Origin of the sequence: Clostridium senegalense (assembly GCF_018916625.1) — a bacterium.
Classification (GTDB): domain Bacteria; phylum Bacillota; class Clostridia; order Clostridiales; family Clostridiaceae; genus Clostridium_J; species Clostridium_J senegalense.
The window spans coordinates 172918-184272 of the sequence record NZ_JAHLNC010000009.1; the positions used below are offsets into that span (position 1 = coordinate 172918).

8 protein-coding genes and 1 riboswitch are annotated in these 11355 nt (G+C 25.3%); of the genes, 7 read left to right on the plus strand and 1 reads right to left on the minus strand.

The window, feature by feature from the left end; translation table 11 throughout:
* Window positions 1-137: 137 nt before the first annotated feature.
* Complete coding sequence (locus KQI36_RS14890; RefSeq protein ID WP_216451569.1) at window positions 138-1028, plus strand: DUF368 domain-containing protein; 891 nt, start codon at window positions 138-140, stop codon at window positions 1026-1028.
* A 39-nt stretch (window positions 1029-1067) separates the two neighbouring features.
* Here KQI36_RS14890 and KQI36_RS14895 read toward each other — a convergent pair whose 3' ends face one another.
* A complete protein-coding gene (locus KQI36_RS14895) occupies window positions 1068-3530 on the minus strand; it encodes a CoA-disulfide reductase (protein ID WP_216451570.1) in 2463 nt (820 codons plus the stop codon).
* 463 nt (window positions 3531-3993) lie between these two features.
* Between KQI36_RS14895 and KQI36_RS14900 the strand changes: the two genes are divergently transcribed.
* The 6 genes from KQI36_RS14900 to KQI36_RS14925 form a co-directional block, all read left to right on the plus strand.
* On the plus strand, window positions 3994-4467 hold the full coding sequence (locus KQI36_RS14900; RefSeq protein ID WP_216451571.1) for a UPF0158 family protein: 474 nt from the start codon (window positions 3994-3996) through the stop codon (window positions 4465-4467).
* 100 nt (window positions 4468-4567) lie between these two features.
* Window positions 4568-4748, plus strand: a riboswitch (cobalamin riboswitch).
* Between the two features lie 1064 nt (window positions 4749-5812).
* Window positions 5813-7387: a ribosomal protection-like ABC-F family protein gene (gene abc-f, locus KQI36_RS14905; protein WP_216451572.1), complete on the plus strand. Its 1575-nt coding sequence runs from the start codon at window positions 5813-5815 to the stop codon at window positions 7385-7387.
* A gap of 265 nt (window positions 7388-7652) precedes the next feature.
* Entirely contained in the window at window positions 7653-9041 is a 1389-nt protein-coding gene (locus tag KQI36_RS14910) for a rhodanese-like domain-containing protein (protein WP_216451573.1), read from the plus strand.
* Entirely contained in the window at window positions 9042-9440 is a 399-nt protein-coding gene (locus KQI36_RS14915; RefSeq protein ID WP_216451574.1) for a hypothetical protein, read from the plus strand.
* Between the two features lie 305 nt (window positions 9441-9745).
* A complete protein-coding gene (locus KQI36_RS14920; protein ID WP_216451575.1) occupies window positions 9746-10840 on the plus strand; it encodes an SLC13 family permease in 1095 nt (364 codons plus the stop codon).
* 93 nt (window positions 10841-10933) lie between these two features.
* The coding region (locus KQI36_RS14925; RefSeq protein ID WP_216451576.1) for a transposase at window positions 10934-11355 on the plus strand (422 nt) is incomplete at its 3' end.

Genomic DNA, 11355 nt, shown 5'->3' on the forward strand with positions numbered 1-11355 from the left:
TAAAGTTTTATTGATACATTTATTATTTATTGGTATCATGGTAGAGTGATTATGCAAAAATGGAATCAATAATATAACATAAAAATATGTAGTAAAACAAGTAATTTAAAATTAAAAAAAGATAAGGAAGTGAAAAAATGTACATAATTAATTTTATTAGGGGATTTTGCATGGCATTAGCAGATAGTGTACCGGGAGTATCTGGAGGAACTATAGCCTTTGTATTGGGCTTTTATGACAAGTTTATAAATTCACTAAATGACATAGCATGTAAGGATAAAGAAAAGAGAAAAGAAGCTGCATTTTTCTTGATGAAAATAGGAATTGGGTGGGTTATAGGACTTGTTTTATCAGTTTTATTACTAGCATCTATATTCGATGAACATATATATTCAATTAGCTCGTTATTTATAGGATTTATTATTATGGCTATACCAATAATAATAAAAGAAGAAAAAGAAAATTTTTTAGGAAAATATAAGAATGTGATATATGCAATATTAGGAGCAATTCTTGTATGGGCTATAACATATTTTAATCCAATGAATGGATCTGGAAGCATAGATATATCAATAAATAGCTTATCGATATCACTTGGTTTATATGTATTTTTCGCAGGCATGATAGCTATATCAGCTATGGTACTTCCAGGAATATCAGGTTCAACACTACTTTTAATATTTGGATTATATATTCCAATAATAAGTGCAATAAAAGAAGTTTTAACCTTTAACTTTACATATTTACCAATACTTATTATATTTGGATTTGGAGTTTTATTAGGAATTGCAGTTACAATTAAAGGAGTAAAGTTTTTACTTGAAAATTATAGATCCCAAACTATGTATTTTATATTAGGTCTTATGATAGGTTCAATATATGCAGTAATTATGGGACCACAATCTTTAGAAGTTCCAAAATTACCAATGAATTTTAAAACATTTAATATTATTTTCTTTATATTAGGTGGAGGTTTAATACTAGGACTTGAAAAACTTAAAACTTATTTTGAAAATAAAAGTAAATAGTAAAAAACTACTGAAATTTTCAGTAGTTTTTTGTTATATTTATATAAATAAGTTTAATCCAGAATCTTCTGTTGCGCCTAAATAAGAAGCTACACCACCAAGGTCTACACCAGGTATTAGTTCCTCATGTTTTATGCCCATAAGCTCCATAGACATTGTGCATGCAACAAGCTTAACACCCATTTTTTTTGCGTTTGTTATTAAGGTATCTAAAGAATCTACGTTGTTTTTATCCATAATGTGTTTTATCATTTTTGGGCCCATTCCAGCCATATTCATTTTAGAAAGTGGTAATTTATCAGTATTGCTAGGTAGCATTACATCAAACATTTTTTCTATAGTGTTTTTAGAAATTGAAGGTTTACTTTTCTTTTTCAAAACATTAAGGCCCCAGAAAGTAAAGAACATAGTAACTTGTTTTCCCATTGAAGCAGCCCCAGTAGCTATTATAAATGAAGCGATAGCTTTATCTAAATCACCACTAAACACTACCATTGTAGCTCCATCTTTTTCGGTAGAATCACTGCATAAGTTAGGCTTGTTTTCTAAAGATTTATTTCCACCTTTCATAATTTTTGTTATATACATTTTCTTATTATTATCTCTAGTGTTTTCAATAAGTGTATTACCGGTATTCTTACACCAAGAGGAAATATCATTTTTAAAACCTGCATCGGTAGAAGTTATTTTTAAAATATCTCCATCTTTTAATTTTGACATTTCTTCGTATACTTTTCTTATTGGACCAGGGCATTGAAGACCACAAGTATCAAGAGTTATAATGGTTTCATTATTATTTTTCACTATAGATTCTCCTTTATTATCATTATTTTCATATGAAGAATGATGTTGGACAATTGGTTTTGAATTTTTATAGGTTCTATATCCACCATCTATATTTTTACATTTAAATCCGTTTAAAGTAAGAATTCTTGAAGCAATATAACCTCTTAAACCTGCAGCACAATAAACATATATTAATTTATCTTTTGGTAGAGAAGATAAATTATCACGTAAAGTGCCAAGTGGAATATTAATAGCATTATCTATATGACCTAAATCAAATTCTTCTTTTTCACTTACATCTAAAAAGAAACTTTTTTCTTTTACTAAGGCATCTATTTCATACCATTGAATTGTATCAACATAACCCTCAATTATATTTGAAGCAACATAGCCTGCCATATTCACAGGGTCTTTTGCTGAAGAATATGGTGGTGCATAACAAAGCTCTAAATCTTGAAGATCAAATACAGTTAGGTCACTTTTAATTGCAGTAGCAATTACGTCAATTCTTTTTTCAACGCCGTCTGCACCAACCGCTTGAGCACCTAATATTTTACCAGTTTTAGAATTAAATATTAGTTTTAAATTTATTATAAAAGAACCAGGATAATAACTAGCATGAGAACTTGGATGTATATGGCAAGTTTTATACTCAATATTATGCTTTTTTAAGGTCTTTTCGTTGTTGCCAGTAGATGCGACAGTTAAATCAAAAATTTTAGCTACTGAAGAACCAAGTGTTCCATTGTAAGGAGTTCTTTTACCACATAAAGTGTCTGCTAAAACTCTACCTTGTCTGTTTGCTGGCCATGCAAGTGGAATCATAGTAGGCTTTTTATTTATATAATCTATAACTTCAATAGCATCACCAAGAGCATATATATTTTCGTCGTTAGTTTGCAAATATTTATTTACTATTATGGCGCCTCTTTCATTTAATTTTAATCCAGCATTTTTAGCTATTTCACTTTCTGGTTTTACACCTATAGAAAGTATAATTAAATCGGTATTAATCTCCTTACCGCTATTTAAAATTACAGTTTTGCCATTATTTTTAAAGGAATTAACACCATCTTCTAAAATTAAATTAATGCCAAATTCTCTTAAATGATTATGGACAATAGAAGCCATTTCAAAATCTAAAGGTGCCATTACTTGATTGCTCATTTCAACTAAAGTAACTTTTATTCCTTTATTGGAAAGATTCTCAGCCATTTCTAGACCTATAAATCCACCACCAATAATTATAGCAGTTTTAGGATTAGTGTCATTTGCAAAATTTTTTATTTTATCAGTATCTGGAATATTTCTTAATGTAAATAGATTATTGCACTTATCAATTCCAGGAATGTTAGGTTTTATAGGAGAGGCACCAGGTGAAAGTATTAAAGTATCATAACTTTCAGTATAAGTTTCATTAGTTTTTAAATTTTTAACAGTAACACATTTTTCAGGTCTATTAATATTGATAACTTCACTAAAATTTCTAATATCCATATTGAATTTTTTACTCATTCCTTCTACAGTTTGAAGTAAAAGAGCATCTCTAGATTTAATTTCACCGCCTATATAATAGGGTAAACCACAATTAGCAAAGGAAATATATTCACCTTTTTCAAACATTATTATTTCATTTTCTTCATTTAATCTTCTTAATCTTGCAGCAGTAGAAGCACCACCAGCAACTCCACCTACAATTAGAATTTTTTTGCTCATAAAAAACCACCTCTTAATTAATATTTTTAAAACATAATATAAGGATAAAGTGATATAAATGCAATAACACTATTAGGAATAAATTTTAATAGTGAAATAAAATTTGATATCAATGTATTTAGTATTTAAAAATTTTATAATAAATATAAATTTATATTTATATATTAAAAACATATTTAGTTTGAATATAATAACATTTTAAAATTTTAAGAAAAGTAAAATTATAAATTTAGTATATCCTAAATTTTATTTAAGATTCGTAAATATATTTCAAAATATAAGTTGATTATAATTTTGTAATATAGCTTATTGTAATAAAATTGTAAAATATATTATTATTATATTTAAATAATACGATATCGTTACAAAATAGTCAATAAAAATAGTGAAAATTTATATATGTTTGAAATTATTGTAGTATATGATATAATTAATGGAATTTTATTATAAGGAGCGTTATAAAATGGAGAATAAGATAAATTTAAATGAGCTTTTGGAAATATATAATATGGAAATTGATGATGTTAAAAATCTTTATAATAAAGAAGAAGGAACTATTATTCTAATTTCACAGGAAGATATAAAAGCAGTAGAAGAAGGAAAAAAAGTTGAAGATTTTGATGAGTGGAAAGAAGAAATAATTCTTAATGCTCTTGATTATAAAACTAACAAAAATAATTATATAGAATTTCCAAGAAGAGAAGAATTTGATGAATATTTATCAATGGAAAAGTTTATACAAAATTGTAATGACGAAAATTTAAAAGTAGAGTTAAATTTAAATATTAGTGGTGAAGATGCATTTAGAGCATTTAAAAGTGCATTGTATAGATTAGATTTAATTGATCAATGGTATGATTTTAAAGATAAGGAATTTTTAAAGTTTTTAGCTCAATGGTGTAACAAAAATGAAATTGAATATATTTTAGAAATTTAGGGTTAGTATATAATAAAAAATAATGAATTTGAATAAATAATAAAAAATTTAGGAAATCTATTGAAAATAAGAGCTAATATGGTTATAATAAAGATGGTAAAAAGTTAATAATGATTTAGGTACCTTTAATTAGGTATAATAGGGAAAGTGGTGAAAATCCACTACAGCCCCCGCTACTGTATACGGATACGAAATCAATATCCACTGGAATTTATTTTTCTGGGAAGGATGGTTAAGGTTAAGCCGTTAGTCAGGAGACCTGCCTAAAACATACAATAACATTATAATTTCGGAGGGAAGTTAGGTGTATCACGAAACTTTTTGTCTTTTATTTTAAAAGGCTTAGTTAATACGCTATCAGTGATATATACCTCCAAAGTTATGGAGGTTTTTTTATTTGTAAAAATAAGATATTAAAAGTAAAAAATATTACTTTTAATAGTAAAAAGAATCTAAAGTTAAATTTAAAAATATGTTTAAAATAGATTCTTAAAACTTTACAAATAAAATAAATTTCTATATTAGATAGTAAGATATATAGCCTAAGAATTCCAACGCTGCAATAGCTTTTTACTATAAGGGTAAATTGCAAAAATCTAAAAACATATAATTAATATGTTTAAATGAAAATTTATTTGAAGTAAGACAATGGGGTTTTATTTTGGACAGTATATAAAATTTATAGTTATTTCTTATAAAATTAAAATAAAGTAAACAAAATTAAAAAGTCAATATAAATGAAAGTTTGGTTGTGAAAGTTAACATCATATAAAAATAAAAAAGTAGAAGTTTATACCCACATATAATAACTACAAATAGAGCTGAAATATAGAAATAATATAAATTATAAATATATACTATAAAAATTAAACAATGGAGTTTAATTTAATGAGTTTTCAAAATGATTTTTGCAATTTATTTTTTTATGTAAATACATTTAAAATTCATGTAAAATTTACAAATATTATATTGAAATTATATTTTTTTAATTTATAATTATAGGTGTTGTGTTATAATATAAAAATAAAATTTAGAAAGGAACAGGTAAATAGAAGGATGAACAATTAATCTACTTTCAATGAATAGTTATAAAAGCGAATATAAGCCTTATCAAAAGGTTTTTTTAATATGCTTTTAAAAATTCTGTGAGTAGATGTGAGCCTGTTTGCTAATTTTTATTATAATAGTATAGTACACATATTAATTTCCATGTTTTAAAGTTTATGTTGCGGATAAATAGAATGTTAAATTTTATTTAGGTGACTGTATTTGTAGTATTTATATTATTGTAAATATTTAGTTGAATGTGTAAATCTTCTCCGGAATTTAAAGGAGGAGATTTTTTTTGTCAAAAATAAATTTTAAAGATATGAGTTTTAACTATAATGGAAGCTATGAAAATATTTTTGAAGATGTAAATGTTTCAATAGATACAAATTGGAAAACTGCTATTATAGGAAGAAATGGTAGAGGAAAAACAACACTTTTAAGACTTATAAATAAACAATATAAACCATCTAAGGGTACTGTTGAATACAGTGGAGAAAGTAGTCTTTTCCCAGTAGATATATGTAATAAAAGTGATACTACTATTAATATAATTAAAGACATTATAGGAAATTATAGAATTTTAGAAGAAAAAATAGATAAATATTTAAGAAAAGATATAAGTGAAGAGGAATATTTAGTTACTTTACAAGAATTTTTAGATATAGATGGATATAATATTAACTTTTTAATAGAAAGAGAAATAGAATATATGGGATTGAAAAGGGAAATACTAGAAAGAAGTTACGATAGCTTAAGTGGTGGAGAGCAAACCAAAATACAAATAATTGCATTATTTCTTCAAAAAAATAATTTTATATTATTAGATGAACCTACTAATCATTTAGATGTTGAAGGAATTGAAGTTCTTTTAAATTATTTAAAAAATAAAAGTGGATTCATAATTGTGTCACATAATAGATATTTCCTTGATGCCTTAGTTGATCACGTTCTTTATATAAATAAAAACTCTATAGGAATAGAAAAAGGTAATTATAGTTCATGGGAGAAAAATGAAGAATTAAAAATTCAATTTGAAAAAAGAAAAAAAGAAAAAATAGAAAAAGAAGTTAAAGAACTAGAAAAGGCAGCCAGACAAAAGAGAACTTGGTCTTTTAAAAGGGAAAAAGAAAAGATTGGTTCCGGAGATAAAGGTTTTGAAGGAGCAAGAGCTGCTAGAATTATGAAAAGAGCTATTTTAATAGAAGGCAGAATAGAAGAAAATTTGAATGCAAAAAAAGAACTTTTAAAGGATTATGAAAGAGAAAGAAAACTTAAATTTGAATCAAGTATAAAAGGTGAAAATATATTATTAGTATCTAATATAACTGTTTTAAGGGGAAATAAAAAAGTTATAAATGATTTATCTTTTAATATAAGAAAAGGTGAAAGGGTTGCGATTAAGGGTCCTAATGGTAGTGGAAAGACTACGTTATTATATGCTATATTAGGAATTTTAGAATTAGAAGAGGGTATAATAAAATTTGAAAATAGATCCCAAATAGTATATGCATCTCAATTTCCTAAATGGACAAATGGATTTTTGAGAGAACATTTAAAAAGTGAAAAAATAGATGAAACTAGATTTAGATCTATACTTGGTTGTATGGGTTCAGATTCAAAGGTCTTTGAAAGAGACTTATCTACATTTAGTGTAGGAGAATTAAAAAAAGTAGACTTAGCTTACTGTTTTTATAAAGATGATTGTTTTCAAATTTGGGATGAGCCACTAAATGGTTTAGATATAGAATCAAGAAAACTTATAGAAAAAGCAATATTAGATTTTAAACCAACTATTTTATTTGTAGAACATGATAAAAGTTTTATTGAAAATATATCCACTAAAATAATAGATTTGAATATTAATTATTAAATTAATTAAAGAAGCTAAGTCTTTATTAAACATATATTTTAGCCTTAGCTTCTTTAAAATAAAAACATTAAAAAAGCAAATAGATATAATTTAATCATTTAAAAAACCAATAATTAGTGTTATTTACTTATGAAAAAAATAATTGTATAGTTTAATAGTATATTTTAATTGTTGAGTATTTTTGTAAGATATTCAATATAATTTAAAAATGAGTTAAAGAGAGGAGTATATTGGCATTTAAAAGATTGTGCTAATAAATAAAATAATGAATAAAAGAACAAAGTTAATATTAACTACAATGACATTAGCATTTTCAATATTTACTTTTACTGGTTGTTCTAATTCTGATAAAGGTAAATCATCAGCAACATCAGATATAAAAACTATTGAATCAGAAGAGGTTAAAGAAAATATTGAAAAAAGTGATTGGATTATTGTAGATACAAGAGAAAATGATGCTTTTAATGGATGGAAACTTGATAATGTTTCAAGAGGAGGACACATAAAAGGCGCTACAGATTTTTCAGCAGCTTGGTTAAAAGTTGATAATAAAGATAAAGATATTACATTAGATAAAGCACTAGAAACTAAGGGAATATCAAAGGATAAAAATGTAATTTTATATGATGCTAATGGTAAGGATGCTACAGAAGTTGCAAATTACTTATCAAATAAAGGATATAGTAATCTTTATACATATGATATTAAACAGTGGGCGCAAAATTCTAGTAATCCTATGGAAACTTATGAAAATTATCAAATGTTAGTACCAGCATCTTGGGTTAAAGATTTAATAGATGGAAAACATCCTGAAACATATGATGGAAAAGATTATAAGGTATTTGAGGTTTCGTGGGGAAAAGAACAGGATTCACCAAGTTATTTGAAAGATGGACATATACCTGGATCTGTACATATTAATACTGATGATATAGAAAAAGGACCGCTTTGGAATAGAGTTTCTGATGAGGAACTTGAAAAATTTGCAGTTGCCAAGGGAATAACAAAAGATACAACTACAGTTTTATATGGAGATGATTCAATGGCTGCATTTAGAGTTGTAACTATATTAAAATATATGGGTGTAGAAGATGTTAGAGTATTAAATGGTGGAACTAATAAATGGGTTAAATCAGGATATGAATTAGAAAAAACAGCAAATAAACCAGTACCAGTAAAAAGTTTTGGGGCTAAAGTTCCGGCAAATAAGAATTATATAGTTGATTTAGATATGGCAAAAGACATAATAAATGATAAGAAAAACAGCAAATTGGTAGATATTAGAAGTTGGGAAGAGTTTATAGGAGAAACATCAGGATATGACTATATAAAAACAAAAGGACGTCCAGTAGGTTGTGTTTGGGGGCATGCAGGAACAGATGCGCAGAGTCTTCAAGATTACAGAAATATAGATAATACAATGAGAAATAAAGATGAAATAATTAATATGTGGAATGAATGGGGAATAACTCCAAATCAAAGATTAGCATTTTATTGTGGAACCGGTTGGAGAGCAGCAGAAGTTTTATATTATGCAGATGTTATTGGTGTTAAAAATATTGCACTTTATGATGGTGGATGGAACGAATGGAGTGGAAACACAGGAAATGAGCCGAATCCTATAGAAACAGGGGACCCGGTTAAGGTAAAATAAATGAAGATGAAAAATATATTAAATTGGATGATTTCAGTAATAGAAATAGGTATAATAATATTTGGTATAGTTATACATCAATTATCAACTAAAAAAATGGGAGTTATGCGTTCATTAACATATAGAAATCATGTGTGGAATAGTAAAAATATAGATGAAATACTTATATATATTTTAATAATAACAGCGATAATGTTTTTAATAATAACTATATACAACTATAAAAAGAATAAAATATGGAATATAGTGAATTTGATTATTCTTATATTAAATATATTAGCAATAGTGTTTATGACAAAATTAAATTCGGATTTACTTCTGTCATACTATGTTTTATCTATGTCAATTACAATAGTTTTTGTAATTGAAGTTTTAAAAAAACTATTATTAAAACAATAAAATCAATATGATTAAATATAAAACAGATATTAATTTAAAGTAATATCTGTTTTTGTAATAAGTGATATTATTATAAAAATCATATAAAATTTTAAATGCTTAATATAGGTAATTTATTTCAAATAAAAAATACTATAAAGTATGGAAAACTAGCAAAATTTTCAAAGAAATAATAGAAAATTTATATTAAGTGTATGTATTGATTTTAAAATAGATAAATTTAAGATCGTTTGTAATAATAAATTCAATAATGATATAATTAGTAGTTGTAATTTATAATTATTGATAGGAGTAATGACATTATCATGATAAAAAGTTTCTTAAAAAATCAAATTGTATTAAGTATCGCTTTATTTTTAGCAGTAATAACTTCATTTATTTCATTCCCTAAAATAGAATATATAGATTTTAAGGTTCTAATTTTATTATTTAATTTAATGTTAGTAATAGCAGCATTAAATAGTTTAAAAGCGTTAGAAAAAGGAGCAGTTATACTGCTTAAAAAATGCAAAACTTACAAAATGGTAAGTATTATGTTGGTAGGAATGACATTTATAGCAGCTATGTTTATAACTAATGATGTTGCATTAATAACCTTTGTTCCATTTGCTATAACAGTAGGTAAAAAAGGTAATATAAAAATCATGAAAATTGTAATACTTCAAACTTTAGCTGCAAACTTAGGAAGTGCATTTACACCAATGGGTAATCCACAAAACCTATTTATATACTCTTACTATAATATGGGGTCTATTGAATTTTTAAAAACGACATTACCTATAATGAGTTTAGGAATAATATTTTTAGGTGTTTTAATAGTAACTATGAAAAATGAAAAAATAGATTTTAAAGTTGAAGATGTTAAATTAGAAAAAGTGTATAAACTCTTAATAACTGTATTACTTTTTTTTATAGTAATATTGTCTGTATTTAATATAATAAATTATAAATTTGTAGTCATATTAACAGTAATAGGAATTTGTACTATAGATATAAAGTTATTATTTAAGGTGGATTATTCTTTGTTAGTTACTTTTATAGGCTTTTTCATATTTATAGGAAACATATCTCAAATAAATACTATTAAGTTATTTATGAGAAATATTTTAAATAGTGGACAAAGAACATACATATGGTCAATAATATTGAGTCAAGTAATAAGTAATGTGCCAGCAACAATGTTAATATCAGGTTTTAGTAAATGTGGGAAAGAATTGTTGTTAGCGGTGAATGTAGGTGGTATGGGTACAATAATAGCATCACTAGCAAGTGTTATATCTTATAAAATATATACAAAAGAATACGAAGGTGAAGGAAATAATTATCTTAAAATATTTACAGTATACAATTTATTAGGACTTATGATATTTATTCCAATAATTTTTCTTTTTATAAAGTAGTGTGTCAAGAGGTGGCATACTATTTTTTTGATTAAATATTTATATGATGTCAAAGTTCTATATAAGAACAATTATTTTAGGAGTGAATTTATTTTGGCTAGACAGGCAAGAGTGAAAATAGAAAATGCAATATATCATGTAAGGATAAGAGGATGTAAAGCAAAACCCTTGTTTGAGAATAATTATGATAAAGAAATGTTTATGGACAAATTATCAAAAAGTATGGAAAAATATAAATTTAAAATATATGCTTACTGTTTAATGGATACGCATGTTCATTTCATAGTGGATTCTTATGGTGGGGATATATCAGTTATTATGAAAAGTATAAAAGAAAGATATACATTTTATTATAATAAGAAAAAAGGATCAAACGGAACATTATATAAAGAAAGATTTGAAAGTACAATAATAGAAAGTGATGGATATCTAATAGCAGCATCATTATACATTCATAGAAATCCAAAAGATATTATAGGATATAGAAATGCTCCAGAAACCTATAAATTTTCAAG

What these genes read in the sequence shown, in the direction of transcription:
- KQI36_RS14900 (WP_216451571.1), top strand. Translation starts at nt 3,994, where the DNA reads ATGGAGAATAAGATAAATTTAAATGAGCTTTTGGAAATATATAATATG.
- KQI36_RS14915 (WP_216451574.1), top strand. Translation starts at nt 9,042, where the DNA reads ATGAAGATGAAAAATATATTAAATTGGATGATTTCAGTAATAGAAATA.
- KQI36_RS14910 (WP_216451573.1), top strand. Translation starts at nt 7,653, where the DNA reads ATGAATAAAAGAACAAAGTTAATATTAACTACAATGACATTAGCATTT.
- KQI36_RS14890 (WP_216451569.1), top strand. Translation starts at nt 138, where the DNA reads ATGTACATAATTAATTTTATTAGGGGATTTTGCATGGCATTAGCAGAT.
- KQI36_RS14895 (WP_216451570.1), bottom strand. Translation starts at nt 3,530, where the DNA reads ATGAGCAAAAAAATTCTAATTGTAGGTGGAGTTGCTGGTGGTGCTTCT.
- KQI36_RS14920 (WP_216451575.1), top strand. Translation starts at nt 9,746, where the DNA reads ATGATAAAAAGTTTCTTAAAAAATCAAATTGTATTAAGTATCGCTTTA.